9 protein-coding genes and 1 pseudogene are annotated in these 18,706 nt (G+C 72.0%); 2 read left to right on the forward strand and 8 right to left on the reverse strand.

What is annotated here, in order from left to right:
- Positions 1-91: 91 nt before the first annotated feature.
- Positions 92-1,258, forward strand: coding sequence for a serine hydrolase domain-containing protein (locus H7H31_RS31050; RefSeq protein ID WP_187064787.1), 1,167 nt, complete (start codon positions 92-94; stop codon positions 1,256-1,258).
- 93 nt (positions 1,259-1,351) lie between these two features.
- On the opposite strand, the gene H7H31_RS31055 is transcribed toward H7H31_RS31050, so the two are convergent.
- Complete coding sequence (locus H7H31_RS31055) at positions 1,352-2,557, reverse strand: PP2C family protein-serine/threonine phosphatase (protein WP_187064788.1); 1,206 nt, start codon at positions 2,555-2,557, stop codon at positions 1,352-1,354.
- Positions 2,554-4,161: a sensor histidine kinase gene (locus tag H7H31_RS31060; RefSeq protein WP_187064789.1), complete on the reverse strand. Its 1,608-nt coding sequence runs from the start codon at positions 4,159-4,161 to the stop codon at positions 2,554-2,556. Before H7H31_RS31060 ends, H7H31_RS31055 begins: the two co-directional genes overlap by 4 nt.
- 122 nt (positions 4,162-4,283) lie before the next feature.
- Between H7H31_RS31060 and H7H31_RS31065 the strand changes: the two genes are divergently transcribed.
- Positions 4,284-5,057, forward strand: coding sequence for a response regulator (locus H7H31_RS31065; protein WP_187064792.1), 774 nt, complete (start codon positions 4,284-4,286; stop codon positions 5,055-5,057).
- Between the two features lie 180 nt (positions 5,058-5,237).
- Here H7H31_RS31065 and H7H31_RS31070 read toward each other — a convergent pair whose 3' ends face one another.
- From H7H31_RS31070 to H7H31_RS33530, 6 genes and pseudogenes are all read right to left on the reverse strand, one after another.
- Complete coding sequence (locus H7H31_RS31070) at positions 5,238-7,046, reverse strand: FAD-dependent monooxygenase (protein ID WP_232110163.1); 1,809 nt, start codon at positions 7,044-7,046, stop codon at positions 5,238-5,240.
- Complete coding sequence (gene ubiG / locus H7H31_RS31075; RefSeq protein ID WP_187064794.1) at positions 7,043-7,816, reverse strand: bifunctional 2-polyprenyl-6-hydroxyphenol methylase/3-demethylubiquinol 3-O-methyltransferase UbiG; 774 nt, start codon at positions 7,814-7,816, stop codon at positions 7,043-7,045. The genes H7H31_RS31070 and ubiG overlap by 4 nt, the downstream gene beginning before the upstream one ends.
- 13 nt (positions 7,817-7,829) lie before the next feature.
- Entirely contained in the window at positions 7,830-9,671 is a 1,842-nt protein-coding gene (asnB, locus tag H7H31_RS31080) for an asparagine synthase (glutamine-hydrolyzing) (protein WP_187064796.1), read from the reverse strand.
- Positions 9,672-9,758: 87 nt separating this feature from the next.
- Positions 9,759-10,271, reverse strand: coding sequence for an SRPBCC family protein (locus tag H7H31_RS31085; RefSeq protein WP_187064798.1), 513 nt, complete (start codon positions 10,269-10,271; stop codon positions 9,759-9,761).
- 149 nt (positions 10,272-10,420) lie between these two features.
- A complete protein-coding gene (locus H7H31_RS31090; RefSeq protein ID WP_176160444.1) occupies positions 10,421-11,110 on the reverse strand; it encodes a class I SAM-dependent methyltransferase in 690 nt (229 codons plus the stop codon).
- 92 nt (positions 11,111-11,202) lie between these two features.
- Positions 11,203-18,435: pseudogene (locus H7H31_RS33530) on the reverse strand (type I polyketide synthase); the annotation flags it as partial.
- Positions 18,436-18,706 lie beyond the last annotated feature (271 nt).

The raw sequence follows: 18,706 nt of genomic DNA on the forward strand, positions 1-18,706 counted from the left end.
ACGAGCGGCACCGTCGTAGCCGTACCAAACAAGCGGCCGGACGGCGCTGCCACGAGCAGCCCCGTCGTCCGCGCGTCGGGAAGGAAGCACGATGACGAACGTCGTAAGCCTCGGGCACGAGAAGATCCAGCGGGTGCTCGACCGAGCGGTGGCGGAGATGCACATCCCCGGCATCGTCGCCGAGGTCAAGGGGCCCGATGGCGTGTGGCTCGGCACGGCGGGTCTGGCGGACATCACGACCGGCCGGCGGCGCCGGACGGGCGAGTACGTGCACATCGGGAGCGCCGGCAAGGCGTTCACGTCGGCCACGATGCTGCAACTGGAGGCCGAGGGGAAGCTGGACATCGACGACCCGGTGGAGAAGTGGCTGCCCGGGCTGCTGGGCGACAAGGGGTACGACGGAGAGAGGATCACCATCAGGCACCTGCTCAACAACACCAGCGGGCTGTTCATCACGGGCCTCGCGCCGGAGATTTCGCGCCGCTACAGCACCCGTTCCGGGTTCCTCGCGAACCGGTTCGACACCTGGACCACCGACGAGCTCCTGCGACTCGCCCTCTCCCAGCCTCCGGTGCACGAGCCGGGCGCGGGCTTCAGCTACTCCAACGGCGGCTACTACCTCGCCGGCGCGATCATCGAGAAGGCCACCGGCAACAGCTACGCCCAGGAAGTCGACCGCACCGTCATCCGCCCGCTCGGCCTGAGTCACACCTACGTACGCCCCGCCGACGACACCGGCTACCCGAACCCGCACCCGCGGGCCTATTCGGAGGTGTTCCTGCGGGAGGGCGTCGACCCGGCGGACGTCACCGCGGAGAACTGGCGGTCGATGTTCGAAAGCCCCGGCCTCGGCCCCCTCGACACGACGGACTTCAACTCCTCGTGGGCGTGGGCCGCCGGCAACGTCGTCTCCACCACGAGCGAGATGGTGCGCGCGCTGGAAGCCCTCGCCTCCGGCACCCTGTTGCCGCCGGAGCAGCACCGGAAGATGTGGACCACGGTCTCCACCGAGGGCGGCAACTGGATGCCGCACGCCCGGTACGGCCTCGGCGTGTTCGAACTGGACGAGGCGGTGACCGACGGTCTGAGGCTCCGCGGCGTCGGCGGCAGTCTCCAGGGCTCCCACATCGCCGTCGTCGGAACCCCGGACGGCGAGCACACCATCGCCTTCCACACCAACACCGAGTACCGGACCTGGGCCCTCATCTTCGAGCTCGTCGCGGCGGAGTTCGGCATCCCGGCCATCGAGATCCCGTAGTACCCGACCGGGGGACCGGGCACGCGGCCGGCCCCACGGCCGGCCGCGTGTGCCCGTACGCGCCGTGCGGGAGCCGGACGAGCCGGCCCGGTCTCAGCCGCTGGCTGGCTTCCTGCCCCAGTCGAGGCGGAGTACGGCGACGTCGTCGGAGTGCCGCCCGGCGTTCAGCTCGTGGGTTTCCTTGATGAGCAGGTCGACGTGGGCGGCCGGGGGCGTCGGCGGCAGGTTCTCGATGAGGGCCAGCAAGCCCTCGACGCCGAGCCGTTCGCGCCCGGGCCCGTTGTGCCCCTCCGTGAGGCCGTCGGTGTACAGGGTGAGGGCTCCGGCGGCGGGCAGCGGGACGACCGTGGCGGGCCAACTGTCCACCCCCGGGACGATGCCCAGGGCGATGCCGTGCGCGGCGGTCAGTTCCAGGGTCCCCTCGGTCGTGGTGAGGAGGGGCTCATGGTGGCCGGCGAGGTGGAGGGTGGCGGTGGCCGCCGCCTGGTCCAGGGTGAGGAGGGTGCACGTGGCGAAGAGCTGTTGGTTGCCGCGCTCGGCGATCAGGATGCGTTCCATGAGGTGCAACAGGTCGTCCCCCCGGTGCCCGCCCAGCACCAGGGAGCGCCAGGCGATGCGCAGGCAGACGCCCAGCGCGGCGGCGTCCGGGCCGTGCCCGCTGACGTCGCCCACCACCGCGTGCAACAGGCCGTCGTCACCCTCCACCACGTCCAGGAAGTCCCCGCCGAGCAGGGTCATCTCGGCACCGGGCAGATAGCGGGAGGTGACGCGCACCGTGGAGGTGTCGAGGAGGGGCTGGGGCAGCAGGCCCCGCTCCAGCCGGGCGTTCTCCTCCGCCCGCAGGCGGGCCGCCTGGGCCTCGGCGTTCGCGCGTTCGGTCTGGCTCCGGTAGACGGCGTAACGCACCGTCCGGTGCATCAGGTCCGCTTCGACCTTGCCCTTGACGAGGTAGTCCTGGGCGCCGGCGGCCATGGCCTCGGTGCCCGCCTGGGCCTCGGACAGCCCGGTGAGGACGATCACCGCGGTGTGCGGGGCCAGGGCCCGGATCGCGGTGACCGCGTCGGTGCCCGACGCGTCGGGCAGGTGCAGGTCGAGAAGGATGCAGTTGATCCGCCTGTCGGCCAGGGCGGCACGGGCCTCGGCCAACGTGGTGCGCGTGGTCAGCTCGAACCGCAACCCCGTGTCGTGGAGGAGTTCCTCCACCAACAGGGTGTCGCCCTCGTCGTCCTCGATCAGCAGGATGTGATACGTCGGCTCGTCGGCGGACGCTCGGTCTGTGGTGGTCACCGGCGCGGTCATCGTGCCTGCTCCTCCTCGGAGCGGTCGGTGTCCGTGGCGATGGGCGCGTCGGCGGCCTCCGGCGGCTCGGGAGCGAGGGTGAAGCTGATGCGCGCGCCGTCGTGGTACGAGGTGTCCACGGCGATGGTGCCGCCGTGGAACTCGACGATCTTCTTGCACATGGCCAGACCGATGCCGCTTCCGGAGTAGGCGTCCTTGGTGTGCAGCCGTTGGAAGATCACGAAGACCTTGTCCGCGTACTCGGGGTCGATGCCGATGCCGTTGTCGGTGACGGTGAACCGCCACAGTTCGCCCTCCTGGCACGCCGCGACATGCACTTCCGGCGCCTTGCCGGGGCGGCGGAACTTGACGGCGTTGCCGATCAGGTTCTGCCAGAGCATGCCCATCTGGGTGGGATCGGCGGTCAGGGTGGGCAGGGGGTCGTGGGTGACGGTGGCGCCGGCCTCCTCGATGCCGACGCTCAGCGTGGACAGGGTGCGCTCGAGTACCTGCTCCAGGTCGACGCTCTCGTGGGTGTTGTGCAGCCGCCCGACCCGGGAGAAGTCGAGCAGGTCGTTGATGAGGACCTGCATGCGGTTGGCACCGTCGACCGCGAAGTCGATGTACTGATCGGCCCGGGAGTCGAGCTGCCCCCCGTACCGCCGCTGCAGGAGCTGGGTGAAGCTGGAGACCTTGCGCAACGGCTCCTGGAGGTCGTGCGAGGCCACGTACGCGAACTGCTCCAGCTCCGCGTTGGAGCGCTGGAGGTCCGCGGCCTGCGCGTCCAGCCGCGACCGCGCCTCCTCCTTGAAGGCCAGTTCCCGCACGAGACGCCGGCGCATGGAGTCGATCTCGCCGCTGAGCCGCCGCAGGTCGGCCGGTCCTGAGGGGTCGATGGGGTGATCGAAGTCACCCCCGGCGATGGTGCGGGCGTCCGCGCCGAGCTGGTCCAGCGGCCCGGTGATGCCGCGGCGCAGCCCCTCGAAGATGAGGGCCGCGAGCGCCAGGATGAGCACGCCGATGGTGCTGAACACCCAGTTCCGTACGGTCAGCATGGACATCAGGTCGTCCCTGGCCTGCGCCTGGTCCGCGCGCAGGCGCTGCTGTTGGTCGCTCAGCGCGGCGCGGACCTCGTCGAAGGTGGTCCTGCCCTCCTCCGCCCGCTCGGCCGCCAGCGCCGAGACCGCGTCCGGCGGCGCCTCGGCGATGGGTCGCGCGACCCGCTCCTGCCACCGCTCCACGGCCTTCCGCACGGCCTCCAGCCCGGCCCGGCTGTCGGGGTCGTCCGCGAGCAGGTCGGCGAGCCGTTCCAGGTCCGCCCGCTGTTCGGTGAGCCCCTGCCGGTACGGCGCGGTGAACTCCGGCGCGCCGGTGATCCCGTAGCCGCGGATGCCCGTCTCCTGGTTGAGGACGGCCGACTCCAGGCGGATCGCGGTGATCAGCGCGGGGGAGCGCACGTCCACGAGGTCCTCGCTGATCGTCTCGGTCCGCGACAGGACCCAGGCTCCCGTCGCGCCGAGCAAGGCCAGTACCGCCAGGGAGACGGACACCCCCACGCGAAGCCACCGGCGGGTCGTCCACGCGGACAGTCCGCGCAGACGCGGCGGTCTCTCGTCGCCGGTCATCTCGTGCACTCCTCGTTTCACTAGGACAGTCGTCCCGGGCGTCGGGTAAGTATGGCGAGCACACTGTATGGGGCGACAACTGTTGTTGTCGCGGGCCGCCTCGGGGGCCTAGGGTGCTGGACATGCCAGGCAAGAACTTCGACCTGCGGACCTCTTCGCACGAGACGGCCGCCATCGCTGACGCGGCGGTGGACGACCTTGCACGGCGCCTCACCCAACGGTTGCTGGAAAAGCCCTCCTCACGCTGGGCCTCGGGCGAGCTACCGGAGGCTTTGGCCCTACTCCACGTACTCGACCACCTCCAGCAAGCCACCGAACGGCTCCAGCGTGAGGCGGCCACGGCCGCCGCCCGCGCGGGCGCCAGCTACCCACAGCTCGGCTCCGCGTGCGGCATGACCCGCCAGGGCGCCCGGCGTCGCTGGCCGGGCCTTTTCCACCACTCAGACGAGAAACCCACGGAGCACCCGATGATGGCCACCCCCGCCCGCCCCCTCGACGTCCTGCTCGTCGAGGACGACGTCGCTGACGCCATGCTCATCGAGGAAGCCCTCTCCGAGCGCGGAGCCCGCAACCTGGTCCGGGTCACCGACGGGGTCGCCGCGCTGGAACACCTGCGCACCCCGGACGCCCCCCGGCCCGATCTCATCGTTCTCGATCTGAACATGCCCCGGATGAACGGCCGCGAGCTGCTGAGGATCCTCAAGGGCGACGAGGACCTGCAGTCCATCCCCGTGGTGGTCCTCACCACATCCACCGCGCCTGACGACGTCACCAGCGCGTACAGCAGCCACGCCAACGCCTACGTGACCAAGCCCGTGAACCTCGAGGAGTTCGAGCAGGCCGTCCAGAGCATCGACGCCTTCTACCTCGACACGGCCACCCGACCCCGCCCCTGATCACCCTCCCGGGTGACCGCGCGAAACGGGGCGTGCCGCCCCCCTCGCGCTGAGCGCATGCCTCGCGTCGACGGGCCGAGAGCGCGGGGCGCGCACCACCGGGCGCACGGCCGTGCGGGGGTGCGGTCCGCCGTGGCGGCCGTACCCCCGCACGAGCCCGTGCTCCGCGCGGTACGCGGGTCAGCGCAGGCCCCGCTCCGAGGTCGCGCCGAGGAGGCGGGCGAGCACCTTCGGTAGTTCGGTGGCCACCTCACTGGTCTGGGCGCGCCAGGCCACGTGGCCGTCGGGCCGCACCAGGACGCAGCCGTCCGGGTCGACCTCGCGCAGCCGCTCCCAGGTGCCGTACGGGTCGCGCAGGCCCTCGGCCGCGCCGATGGTGCGGACCGTGACGGTGACCCCGGTCGACCGCGTGGCCTCGCTGGCCGCATCATGCCACGCCTCGCCGCCGCGGCCGGTGAGCAGGACGAACCGGCCCCGGCCGACCACGTCGAGGGTGGAGACCCGGCGCCGACCGTCCTCCAGCCAGGCGTGCGGGAGCCGGGCGCCCGGCCAGGTGGTGGGCTGGTAGTACAGCTCCGGGTCGGTCTCCTGCGAGGGTTCGGGTGTGCCGTCGTCCACGCGGGCCCCGGAACGGTAGCGGTAGCCGATCTCCACGCCGTGCGCGTTGACCTGGTAGTTGATCTGGTCGGTCGCGGCGGCCAGGGCCGCCCTGCGCTCGGCCGCCTCCGGTGTGTCGTCGGCGAGACCGCGCAGCAGCGCGGACTGCTCCGCGGCGCTCTGCTCGGCCGTGAAGCCCAGGGCCGCCGGGATGGCGAGGAAGTCCAGCATACTGCGGACCGCCCGGTCGACGATCTGGCCGCCCACCGGCAGCCGCTCGCTCTGGTAGGTGTCGAGCAGTTCGGGGCCGGCGGTCCCCTCCAGTACCAGCCGCAGCTTCCAGCACAGGTTGAATGCGTCGGCGACCGCCGAGTTCAGGCCGAGCCCGTTGGTGGGCGGCATCTGGTGCACGGCGTCCCCGACGCAGAACACCCGCCCCGACGCGTACCGGGGCGCGACGACCGCGTTGACCTCCCACGGTGAGACGTGCTTGATCGTGACGTTGACCGAGGGGTCGCCGACGCTCTCCCGGATGTGGTCGAGCACCTCCTCGTGGTCGTCCGGGTCGAACTCCTCGTCGGGGCCGAAGAAGCGCAGGTAGACCCACTCGTTCCAGGGCCTGATGCTGACGAAGACCCGGCCGTCCTCGGGCGGGTTGCCCGGCACGGCGCCCATGTACAGGATCGCGGGGCGGTCCTCGCAGTAGCGGGACAGGTCCGCCTCGAACCAGATCGACGCCACCCTGGCCAGGCCGGTCTGCCCCGCGAGGGTGAGTCCCGCCTGTTCCATCACCCGGCTGTTGGCGCCGTCCGCGCCGATCAGGTAGTCGCAGCGCACCTCGTACTCCTGGCCCGTCCGACGGTCGGCGATCACCGCGGTGACCCCGTCCGCGTCCTGCGTCATGCGCAGGAACTCCTGGCCGAAGCGCAACTCGCCCACATGGGCCCGCTCCGCCTCCCGGACCAGGATCGGCTCCAGCAGGTGCTGCGGCAGGTTGCACATCTGGCTCGGGCTGGCGGCGCGGTAGTCGCCGATCCGGTCCGGGCCGTTGCCGTACGCGTCGAGCCGGCTGACCTCGGGACCCGCGAAGGTGGACATGAACACGTGGTTGGCCAGCAGCGGGCTGGGCGTCGCCGCCTCCAGCACCGCCTCCTCGACACCCAGGTCGCGCAGGATCTCGCCGGTGCGCTGGTTGAGCAGGTGGGCGCGGGGGGTGTTCGCGCTCGTCTCGTACTTGCCGACCACCAGATGCCGTATGCCGTAGCGCGACAGTGCCAGCGAGGCCGTCAGCCCCGCCGGACCGTTGCCCACGATCAGTACCGGTACGTGCACGTGCGGAGCCTCCTGGGACGCGTCGCGGGTGGGGTGGGTGGCGCTCGCGCCGGTGCTCACGGGGCGGTCTTCCTGGCGTAGCCGCCGTAGATGACCGAGGTGTCCTTGGCCACCCTGAGCTGGAACCTGCGGCCCAACTCGCCGTAGGTGATCTCGCCGCGTGCCCGGCTGCGCATCGCGCGCAGCAGCTCCAGCGGCGGCCGGCTGGAGGCGAAGCCGACCAGGTCCTCGTTGTGCAGGCCGTGGGTGCGGAAGAGGGCGTGCAGCTCGGCGGGCTTGATGAAGCCGTTCCAGTCGTGCAGGTCCTTGGGCGCGAAGCGGACGGACTTCCAGTCCTGCGCCATCTTGATCATGCCGAGCTTGGAGCGGAAGGTGCGGTTGATCGTGTCGTACAGGTAGTAACCGCCGGGCTTGAGCACCCGGACCGCCTCGCTGATCGCCCGGCTGGTGTCCGTGACGTGTTCCAGGGTGTCGCAGCAGTACACCAGGTCGAAGGAGGCGTCGGGGAAGTCGAGCTGCTCCGCGAACCCCTCCTGGTAGCGGATGCTCAAGCCCTCGGCGCGGGCGTGCTCGGCGGCGGCCTTCAGCGAGGGCCCTGACGGGTCTACGCCGGTGACCTGGGCGCCCGCCCGTGCGAACCGCTCGGCGAGCAACCCGCCACCGCAGCCGATGTCCAGCATCCGCTGGCCCGTCAGGTCCAGGCCGAGCCGGCTGGTCAGCACCTCGTGGAAGTAGTCGAACCGGGGCGGGGTGAACGCCTCCAGGGTCGCGAACGGCTGGTTGTCGTCCCACCACGAGAGGTGGTTGTACACGTCGTTGTCGACTGGCATGGTCGGTGGCTCCTCAGGAGAGCTTGATGGTCGGACGGCGGACATCGAGCCAGACGGCCAGGTCGAGCACCCGCTCGAACGCCTCCCGCTCGTCGGGCTCGACGGCCTCGGGCAGGCCACGGGCGGCCTTGGTCAGGGCGTCCCGGTCGAAGAACTCCACCGCGCGGTGGTCGTCGGACAGCAACTCGGCCACCTGGCGCTGGAGTTCCCGCACGTACCGCGACTCCTGCGTGTGCGGGTAGAGGGCCTTCACCCGCTCCACCACCGAACGCGGCAGGACGTCCTGGACGGCCGCGCGCAGCAGGCTCTTCTCGCGACCGTCGAACGTCTTCATCGACCAGGGCGTGTTGTACACGTACTCCACCAGGCGGTGGTCGCAGATCGGCACCCGTACCTCCAGGCCGACCGCCATGCTCATCCGGTCCTTGCGGTCCAGGAGCATCCCCAGCAGGCTCGTCAGGTGCACGTAGCAGAACTCGCGCATCCGCCGCTCGTGCTCGTCCTCGCCCGGCACCGCCGGGATCTCGGCTACCGACTGCGCGTAGCGCTGCTGCCAGTAGCCGGGCACGTCCAGCGTGCCGACCAGCAGCTCCGGGCTGATCAGCTTGGTGGGGTGGGACTTGGGGCTCAGCCCGGAGGCCGTCACCCACGGGAACATCGGGGCCTGCTGCACCGTCGGGTGGTGGAACCACGGGTAGCCGCCGAAGATCTCGTCCGCCGACTCACCCGAAAGGGCCACCGTCGAGTGCTCGCGCACCGCCTTGAACAACAGGTACAGCGAGTTGTCCGCCTCGCCGAAGCCGAACGGCAGATCGCGGGCGGTGACCGTGGCCCGCCGCACCTCGGGGTTGGCCAACTCCTGGTGGTCGAGCCGGATGTCGTGGTGCACGGTCCCGACGTGCTCGACCACCTCGCGGGCGAACGGGGCGTCCTGCGAGCCGCGCAGCTCGTCGGGGCGGAACGCCTCGGGCTGCTCGAAGTCGACGGTGAAGGTACGGGTCCGCTCACCCCGCTCGGCCAGGTGGCGCCCGGCCAGGGCGGTCAGGGCGCTGGAGTCGAGCCCGCCGGAGAGCAGGACGCACTGCGGCACGTCGGCCACCACCTGGTGCCGGACGCTGTCCTCAAGCAGCTCGCGCACGCGGCGTACGGTGGTCTCGGTGTCGTCGCGGTGCTCGGCGACCTCCAGTCGCCAGTACGCGCGCTCGCGCAGGCCCGAGCGGTCCAGCACGACCAGGTTGCCGGGTTTCACCTCGCGCATGCCCGCCCACACCGAGCGCCCCGGCTCCTTGACGAATGCGAACAGCTCGCGCATGCCGTCGGTGTCCACCACCGGCTCGACCTCGGGGTGGGCGAGGATGGCCTTGGCCTCCGAGCCGAAGATCACTCCGTCCTCGGTCTCGTAGTAGTACAGCGGCTTGATGCCGAGCCGGTCACGCAGCAGGACCAGCCTGTCCGCCCGCCCGTCCCAGATGCCCAGCGCGTACATGCCGGTGAGCTGGTCCGCGACGCCCTCGCCCCACTCCAGGTAGCCGCGCAGCACCACCTCGGTGTCGCTCGCGGTGCGGAACGCGTGCCCACGGCGGCGCAGTTCGTCGCGCAGTTCGACGAAGTTGTACGCCTCGCCGCTGTACGTCAGGACCACCGGGCCGTCCGGGGTCTGCGCGACCATGGGTTGGACGCCGCCCGTCAGGTCGATGACGGACAGCCGCCGGTGCCCGAGCGCGGCGGACGGTGACAGCCAGGTGCCCTCGGCGTCCGGGCCCCGGCACAGCATGGTGGCCGTCATCGCGTCCAACGCGGCCTGTTCAGCGCTCAGGTCCCGCCGGAAGGCGATCCACCCGGTGATCCCGCACATACGTCCTCTTTCCTGTGGTGTTTCCTGTGGCGGTTCTGTGATGGCTGGGCCGGGGCCGGGCAGCCCGGTGAGCTGGCGGCCGGCCCGTCAGCGGTCGGCCGCGGCCCGTTGGGTGGCCATGTAGCCGGGCAGGCCGTCGATGTGGGAGCGCCCCACCGGGGCGAAGGAGAGCTTGTCCAGGGCCGGGCCGAAGAACGACCAGGGCCGGTTGAGCTCGGCCGCCCAGCGCCAACTGAACCGGGCGCCGTACGGGGTCGGTTCCACGACGTAGTCCTCCACCAGGTGCCGGAAGATCGACCGGGTGCCGGCCACCCCGGTGAACGTCTTGCGGTGCCCCTCCTCCCAGCGGAAGAAGCGCTCGCGCAGGGTGAAGTCACCACCCATCTCGATCTCCCGCGTGGTCCCGACACCGAACGGCCGCGGCGAGGTCCAGGTCAGTCGCTTCATGCCCTTGGTCCAGCTCGACACCCCGTCCCCGGTCAGCGCCTCCCAGGTCTCCTGTGCCGAGTACGGCACCTCCACCGAGCGGGCGTGGTAGAGCGGGGCCGTGGCGAACAGGGTGTCGTCGGCCTCCTCGATCGGATACCAGCGTGCGGTCATGGGTGTGGTTCCTCTTCCGTGCGGTGGGCCCGCGGCGTCGACGCGGCGGGGCGGGCAGGACAGGTGTGTCGGATCGGGTCGGTGGTGGGGAGCGGTCCCGGGCGGCGGGGTGAGGCCACGCGGGATGTTGGCCCGGTGCGCGTCCGGGCTCACGCGGGCTTACGGGCCCGGAAGAGCGCGACGCTGCCGCGGGTCACCAGGTCGAAGTCGTCGAAGTTCTGCTTCAACTGGTCGCGCAGGTCCTCCAGGTTGTCCTCGGAGTTGTGGAAGACGCCCTTGTCGTTGAGGTTGTTCATCAGCCACCGCCCGGACCGGGTCACCGGGACCCCCGCGTACAGGATGGTGCTGCCGAACACCGTGCCGCCGGGCCTGACCGCCGCCGCGGCGTGCCGGATGGCCACGCCCTTCTCCCGCAGGCTGCCCGGCACGCAGTGCAGCAGGAAGCTGAGGGCGGCCGAGTCGTGGCTCTCCGCCGGCACCGGGAGCGGCTCCAGCGCGTTGGCGACGACCTTGGTGGTCTCGTAGAACGCCAGCCGCCGCGCGGTGAAGTCCAGGGTGCTGGGGTTGAGGTCGGCCAGCGTGATCTTCGGGTTGGAGACCGGGAACCGGGTGCGGGTCAGCAGGTAGCCGGTGCCGACGCCGAGTTCCAGGTGGCTGGCCCCGACGCTGGTGGCGTACATCTGGAGGAAGTTCCGCGGCGAGCAGCGCCAGAAGAGCGGGGCGCTGCCACGGAACACCACCAGGTCGTAGAAGGCGAGGGCGCGCGGGTGGTAGGCGGCCTGGCCGTCCAGGACCTCCTGGTCCACCGGGTCGGGCTGGTGGTCGTGTGTGCTGGTCATCGCTGGTCACCCTTGGTCGCGGTCGGTGCTGGACGTGGTGCGGAGTCGTGGTCGTACGGGAGGTGTGGGGGCGCTGCCGGGCCGGGGCGCGGTCAGTACGGCTCCCCGAGGTGGTCGCCGACGGCCCGCAGGGTGGCCGCGGCGTGTTCGCCGAGTACGGAGAAGTGGTCGCCCGGCACCTGGAGTTCGGTGTGCTCGCCCGGCCAGGCCGGCTGCCAGTCGGCCGTGGGGAACCCGGGGAGCGGCGCGGTGGCCCGGACCTGCAGTACCGGGGTGGCGAGCGGACGCGGCTGCCAGTCGGCGAACAGGCCGCCGTAGCCGCCCATCGCCGTGAGGCAGACGTCGTCGAGCGCCGCGCCGGCCGGCGCGAGCCCGCCCCCACCCGTGGCGAGGCCCGCGCCGAGCGCCGCCTGGATACGGGGGAGCACCGGGCTGCCGGGCGGGTAGCTGTCCAGCAGGACCAGGCACACCGGCGGGGTGCCGAGTTCCTCCAGACGCTCGGTCACCGCGTGCGCGATCCAGCCGCCGGCGGAGTGACCGACGAGGGCGAACGGGGCGTCCTCGCGGATGTGTCCGACGTCGGACGCGTGTAGGTCCACGAGCGCGCCCAGGTCGGCGGGGAGCGCCTCACCGTCGACGAAACCGGGCGCCGGCACCGCCCACAGGTCCCGCTCGCCCCGGGCGGCCGAGGCCAGCCGGGCGTACTGGTGGGCCCCCGACCTGCCGGCGAAGGACGGGAAGCAGACCAGCCGGGGGAGGGCCGGCCCGTGCGCGAGCCGGACCGGGGCCGCGCGCCGGGTCAGGTCGGACACCGCCGCGAAGGTCTCCCGGAAGCGGGACGTGTCCCGCAGCAGGACATCGAACTCCGCGAAGTGGCCCGCCCGGGCGGCCCGTACGGCCAGCGAACCCAGCATGCCCACCGGCTCGGCCACCGCCGGCTCGTCGGTCGTCCCCTCGTCGGTCGTCCGCTCGTCGGTCGTCCGCTCGTCAAGCGTCGGCTCGTCGGTCGTCGGCGCGCCGGCTTCCGGCCCGGTGGACGCCGGCGCGGGGGCGGTCCGGGCCTCGGGGCCGAGCGCCTCCCATCCGGCCAGGAGGTGTGCCGCCAGGTCGTCCAGGGTGGGGTGTTCGAAGACGGCGGTACTCGACAGGGACACGCCCGTCGCGCGGTGCAGGCTGTCGCGTAGTTCGGTGGCGGCCAGCGAGTCGATGCCCAGCTCCGGCAGGCCGAGCGCGGCTTCGACCTCGTCGGTTGCGGGGTGCCCGAGCACGGCCGCCACCTGGGCGACCACCAACGCCCGCAACTCCGCACGGCGCCCCGCCCCGTCCAACTCCGCCAACCGGGCCCCGAGGACGGCCGCGCCGCCGTCCTCCGTCGCCCCGACCGGCTCGTCGGCCGCGTCCTGGCGCGGGCCCTGTGGGCCAACCGGCCAGAACCGCCGCCGCTGGAACGCGTACGTCGGCAGCTCGACCCGACGGCCCCCCGCACCGCCGAACACCGCGTCCCACGCCACCGGCGCCCCGTGGGCGTACGCGTGGGCCAGCGCCGCCAGGGCGCTCTCGGGCTCCGGCCTGCCGCGCCGCAGCAGGGGCACCGCCGCCATCGAGCCGCCCCGCTCCACCGGAACCTCGCGGACCAGCGCCGACAGCACACCGGCAGGCCCCAGTTCGAGCACACTGATGATCCCGTCGGTGGCCAACTGGCGGGCCCCGTCGTAGAACCGGACCGCCTCGCGCACATGGCGCACCCAGTACGCCGGCGTGCCGAACTCCTCGGCGGTGGCCAGCGCGCCACTCACGTTGGACAGCACCGGGACGCGCGGCGCCCGGTACGTCAGCGAGGCGGCGACCTCGCCGAACTCCGCCAACACGCCATCCGTCAGCGGCGAGTGGAAGGCCCGGCCCACCCGCAGCTCCCTGGTCCTGCGCCCCTGGCCGGCGAAGACGGCGGCGATCTCGGCGACCGCCTCGGCGACCCCGGAGACCACGGTGCCGCGAGGCCCGTTGACGGCCGCGACGGAGACCTGGTCGGCGCGCCCGGCCAGCAGCGGGAGCACCTCGTCCTCGCTCGCCTCGAGCGCGGTCATCGCGCCGCCCTCCGGCGTCGCCTGGAGCAGCCGGGCCCGGGCCGCCACCAGCCGGCAGGCGTCGTCGGCCGACCACACCCCGGCCACGTGCGCGGCGGCCAACTCCCCGATGGAGTGCCCGCCGACACAGTCCGGCACGACACCGAAGGACTCAAGGAGCCGGTACGCGGCGACCCCCACCGCGAACAACCCGGGCTGGGTGTACACCGTCTCGTCCAACAACCGCGCCCGCGCGGTGCCCTCCGCCGCGAACAACACCGACAGCAGACCCGGCCGTCCCGGATCGTCGGCATGCTCGTCCAGCAGCCCACACATCTCGTCAAGCGCCCGCGCGAAGACCGGAAAGGCGTCGTAGAGGCCGCGCCCCATCCCCGGCCGCTGACTGCCCTGGCCGGGGAAGAGGAACGCCGTCCGGCCGCCGGTGACCGTGCCCCGCACCACACCCGGCGCGTTCTCGCCCGCCGCCAGCGTGGCGAGCCCCGCGAGCAGGCCAGCGCGCCCGGCGTCGGCGCCCTGCCCGTCGGCGAGGACCACCGCGCGGTGCGACAGCCCGGCCCGGGAGGCCGCCAGCGCGCGGGCGACGTCCACCGGGTCCAGCTCGGGCCGCTGGGCCAGGTGCTCCCGCAACCGCTCGGCCTGAGCCCGCAGGCCCCGCTCGCCACGGGCGGACAGCGGCCACAGGACCACCGGTGACACGTGCCCGGCCGGAGCGGCTTCCGCGCCCTCCGGACCCGCCGCGCGGGCCGGGTCCCGGACCGGCTCCGCCGCACGGGCCGGGTCCGGGACCGGCTTCGCCGCGTCCGCCGCCCGCTCGGGCTCGGGTGGCGCCTGCTCGATGAGCACGTGCGCGTTGGTGCCGCTGATGCCGAAGGCGGACACCCCGGCCCGGCGCGGCCGGCCGGTATCCGGCCAGGCCACCGGCTCGGTGAGGAGCGCGACCCGCCCGGTGCCCCACTCCACGTGCGGGGTGGGCTCGCCCAGGTGCAGCGTCGGTGGCAGCACCCCGTGCTCCATCGCCTTCACCATCTTGATCAGCCCGGCGACCCCCGCCGCGGCGGCCGTGTGGCCGATGTTGGACTTCACCGAGCCCAGCCACAGGGGGCGGTCGGCCGGCCGGTCCTGGCCGTACGTGGCGAGCAGGGCCTGCGCCTCGATGGGGTCGCCCAGCGGCGTGCCCGTGCCGTGCGCCTCCACCGTGTCCACCTCGGCCGGAGTCAGCCGGGCGTTGGCGAGCGCCTGCCGGATGACCCGCTGTTGCGAGGGGCCGTGGGGCGCGGAGAGGCCGTTGCTCGCCCCGTCCTGGTTGGTGGCGCTGCCGCGCACCGTGGCGAGGACCGGATGGCCGTTGCGCCGGGCGTCGGACAGCCGTTCCAGGAGGAGCAGCCCGACCCCCTCGCCCCATGTGGTGCCGTCGGCGGCCGAGGAGAACGGCTTGCAGCGACCGTCGGGCGCCAGCCCGCGCTGCCGGCTGAAGCTGATGAACGCCTGCGGTGTGGACAGCACCGTCACCCCACCGGCCAGCGCCAGATCACTTTCGCCCGAGCGCAGCGACTGGCCGGCCAGATGCAGCGCGACCAGCGACGACGAGCAGGCGGTGTCCACGGTGACGGCCGGGCCTTCGAGCCCGAACGCGTACGCCAGCCTGCCGGACAACACGCTGGCGGCGTTGCCGGTCATCAGGTACCCCTCGATGTCAGCCGAGGCCCCGAGGACGAGCTGCGGGTAGTCCTGGCCACTGGAGCCAGCGAAGACGCCCGTACGGCTGCCGCGCGTGCTCGTCGGGTCGATGCCCGCGCGCTCGAACACCTCCCACGCGGTCTCCAGGAGCAACCGTTGCTGCGGGTCCATGGCCAGCGCCTCGCGCGGCCCGATCCCGAAGAACGCGGCGTCGAACGCGTGCGCGTCGGCGATGAACCCGCCTTCCCGCGTGTACGTACGGCCACTGCGGCCCGGATCGGGATGGTAGATCCCCGCCACGTCCCACCCACGGTCCTCGGGGAAGGCCGAGATGGCGTCGGTACCCTCGACAACCAGCCGCCACAGGTCCTCCGGACTGCCCACACCACCCGGGAACCGGCAGGCCATCGCGACGATCGCGATCGGATCGTCATCACCCTCGGGTGCCGTCCGCGCCGCCGCCACCGGGCGTGGCGCCCGCTGGCTCCTGGGGCCCGCCAACTCGGCGCGCAGCCGTCGACTCAGCTCCCGTGGCGTCGGGTGGTCGAAGACCACGGTCGCGGGCAGCCGCACACCGGTCGCCGCGATCAGTCGGTTGCGTAGTTCCACGGCGGTGAGCGAGACGAAGCCCAACTCGTTGAAGGACCGCCCGTCATTCAGCGGCCCTTCCAGGCCCAGGACCACGGCGGCGTGCGTCCGTACCAGTTCGAGCAGCACCCGTTCCTGCTCCACCTCGGACCGGCCGGCCAACTCCCGCCGCAGCTCCGCCCCCGCCGAGTCACCCTCCACCGCGTCATCACCCGACGCGGCCAGCGGCGAGACGTCCAACGCCCTGGCGTCCACCCAGTAGCGCCGCCGCTGGAAGGGGTAGGTGGGGAGGTCGAGTTGGGGTGTGGTGGTGGGGAGGGTGGTGGTCCAGTTGATGGGTGTGTTGTGGGTGTGGAGGTGGGCGGCGTGGGTGAGGAGTTGGGTCCAGGTGCCGTGGTCGCGGCGGAGGGTTGCGGTGATGGTGGCGTTGACGGGTTGGTTGGCTTCGTCGGTGATGTCGTGGAGTGCGGTGGTGAGGATGGGGTGGGGGCTGATCTCGATGAAGGTGGTGTGGCCGTTTTCCAGGGCGGTGGTGGTGGCATCGGTGAGGAGTACGGGTTGGCGGAGGTTGGTGTACCAGTAGTCGGCGGTGAGGTGGGTGGTGTCGAGAGCCTGGCCGGTGGTGGTGGAGTAGAACGGGATGTCGCTCGTCGCGGGCTTCAGGTCTGTTAGCTGGTGGAGTAGTTGCTCGCGCACGGATTCCACGGAGGGGCTGTGGGAGGCGTAGTCGACGTTGATGTGTCGGGCGCGAATGTTGTGCTCTTCGCAGTGCTTGAGGAGGTCTTCGACTGCCGCGCTGTCTCCGGCGATGACGGTGGTGTGGGGTCCGTTGTGGGCGGCGATGTGAAGCTCTCGGCCCCAGGCTCCGGGGAGTTGTTGGGTTGCTTCGGGCGTGAGGGGGAGGGAGGCCATGGTGCCGTGGCCGGTGAGGGTGGTGTGGATGGCTTGGCTGCGGAGGGCGGTGATGCGTGCGCCGTCTAGGAGGGTGAGGGCGCCTGCGATAACGGCTGCGGGGATCTCGCCTTGGGAGTGGCCGATGACGGCGGTGGGTTGGACGCCCAGCGATTCCCAGACTCTGGCCAGCGAGACCATGACGGCGAACAGCGCGGGTTGGACGACGTCGACGCGTTCGATGGGTTGGCCGTTGGTGAGTACGTCGGTGAGTGACCAGTCGACGTACGGGGCGAGGGCGTTCTCGCAGTCGGCTATGGATTGCCGGAAGACCTCGGCGGTGCCCAGGAGGTCGGTGGCCATGCCGGTCCACTGTGAGCCCTGGCCGGGGAAGACGAAGACGGGCTTGGTGTGGTCCGCGTTCCCCAACACCACGCTGGGGTGTTCCTCACCCTTGGCTAGGGCGTGGAGAGCGTTCAGGAGGTGGTCGCGGTCGCGGGTGAGGAGGACGGCGCGGTGTTCGAGGGTGGCTCGCGTGCTGAGCAGGGTGTGGGCGATGGCGTACGGGTCGGTCTCGGGGTGGTCTTCGACGTACGCGGCGAGTTGTGCGGCCTGGGCGCGGAGTGCCCGGTGGCCTCGTGCGGAGAGGACGATCGGGATGATGCCCGTGTCGACCGTGGTCTCGGCCTCCTCCGGGGCGGCCTGCGGCTCCGGGGCCTGCTCCACGATGACGTGGGCGTTGGTGCCGCTGGCTCCGAAGGAGGAGACGGCGGCTCGGCGTGGCCGGCCCGTCTCGGGCCACTGGCGTTGCTCGGTGAGCAGGCGTACGGCGCCGGACTCCCAGTCGACGTGGGGTGTGGGCTCGTCCACGTGCAGGGTCTTGGGCAGCGCCCCGTGGTGGAGCGCGAGGATCGCCTTGATGACGCCGGCGACGCCGGCGGCGGCCTGGGTGTGACCGATGTTGGACTTGAGTGAGCCCAGCCACAGGGGACGGTCGGCGGAGCGGTCCTGGCCGTAGGTGGCGAGCAGGGCCTGGGCCTCGATCGGGTCACCGAGCGTGGTGCCGGTGCCGTGTGCCTCCACCGCGTCGATGTCGTCGGTGGTCAGCCTGGCGTTGCTCAACGCCTGCCAGATGACGCGCTGTTGGGCTGGGCCGTTGGGTGCGGTGAGGCCGTTGGAGGCGCCGTCCTGGTTGACGGCCGAGCCGCGCACGACGGCGAGTACCCGGTGTCCGTTGCGTTGCGCGTCGGTGAGACGTTCGAGGAGGAGGACGCCGACGCCCTCGCCCCATCCGGTGCCGTTGGCCGAGGCGGCGAACGCCTTGCAGCGGCCGTCGGGGGAGAGGCCGCGTTGTCGGCTGAACTCGATGAACATGCCGGGCGCGGCCATGACGGTGGCTCCGCCGGCCAGGGCCATGGTCGTCTCGCCGCGGCGTAGTGACTGGGTAGCCAGGTGTAGGGCGACCAGTGAGGAGGAGCAGGCGGTGTCCACCGTGATCGCCGGGCCCTCAAGGCCGAAGACGTACGACAGCCGCCCGGAGATGACGCTGGCCGCGCCGCCCGACAGCAGGTATCCCTCCAGGTTCTCCGTCGCCCGCTGGACCAGGGAGGCGTAGTCCTGCTGGCCGGTGCCCATGAAGACGCCGGTGCTGCTGCCACGGAGTGTGGTCGGATCGATGCCGGCCCGCTCGAACGTCTCCCAGGTGGTCTCCAGGAGCAGTCGCTGTTGCGGGTCCATGGCCAGCGCCTCGCGCGGTCCGATGCCGAAGAAGCCCGCGTCGAAGTGGCCCGCGTCGTCGATGAAGCAGCCCTCGCGCCCGTACGTCGTGCCGGGGTGGTCCGGGTCGGGGTCGTACAGCGCCTCCACGTCCCAGCCCCGGTCGGTGGGGAACGGTGTGGCCGTGTCCCGGCCCTCCGTGAGGAGGCGCCACAGCTTCTCCGGAGAGTCGGCACCGCCGGGGTAGCGGCAGGCCATGCCCACGACGGCGATCGGCTCGCCCTCGACGGACTCCAGGTCGTGCAGGCGGCGGCGCGTCTCCTGGAGGTCGGTCGACACCCGCTTGAGGAAGTAACGCAGCTTTTCCTCGGTCTCGCTCGCCACGGTGGTGCCACCCTTTCGGCAGGTCGGGAGGGACGGAGAAGGCGTGAGGCTCGGTTGAGTGATGGCCCCGGGGCCGGTCAGGAGATCCCGAGTTCGTTGGTGATGAAGTCGAAGACCTCGTCGTCCGCGGCGTCGTCCGCCAGCCCGCTGTCCGGGTCGGGAACGGCGGCGGCCGACCGGTCCTCCCAGCGGGCCAGGACGGCGCGGAGCCGGGTGGCGATCCGTGGTTGGTCGGGGTGGTCGGGGGCGAGGGTGG

Source organism: Streptomyces buecherae, from assembly GCF_014295035.1.
GTDB classification, from domain to species: domain Bacteria; phylum Actinomycetota; class Actinomycetes; order Streptomycetales; family Streptomycetaceae; genus Streptomyces; species Streptomyces youssoufiensis.

What these genes read in the sequence shown, in the direction of transcription:
- H7H31_RS31050 (WP_187064787.1), top strand. Translation starts at nt 92, where the DNA reads ATGACGAACGTCGTAAGCCTCGGGCACGAGAAGATCCAGCGGGTGCTC.
- H7H31_RS31055 (WP_187064788.1), bottom strand. Translation starts at nt 2,557, where the DNA reads ATGACCGCGCCGGTGACCACCACAGACCGAGCGTCCGCCGACGAGCCG.
- H7H31_RS31060 (WP_187064789.1), bottom strand. Translation starts at nt 4,161, where the DNA reads ATGACCGGCGACGAGAGACCGCCGCGTCTGCGCGGACTGTCCGCGTGG.
- H7H31_RS31065 (WP_187064792.1), top strand. Translation starts at nt 4,284, where the DNA reads ATGCCAGGCAAGAACTTCGACCTGCGGACCTCTTCGCACGAGACGGCC.
- ubiG (WP_187064794.1), bottom strand. Translation starts at nt 7,816, where the DNA reads ATGCCAGTCGACAACGACGTGTACAACCACCTCTCGTGGTGGGACGAC.
- asnB (WP_187064796.1), bottom strand. Translation starts at nt 9,671, where the DNA reads ATGTGCGGGATCACCGGGTGGATCGCCTTCCGGCGGGACCTGAGCGCT.
- H7H31_RS31085 (WP_187064798.1), bottom strand. Translation starts at nt 10,271, where the DNA reads ATGACCGCACGCTGGTATCCGATCGAGGAGGCCGACGACACCCTGTTC.
- H7H31_RS31090 (WP_176160444.1), bottom strand. Translation starts at nt 11,110, where the DNA reads ATGACCAGCACACACGACCACCAGCCCGACCCGGTGGACCAGGAGGTC.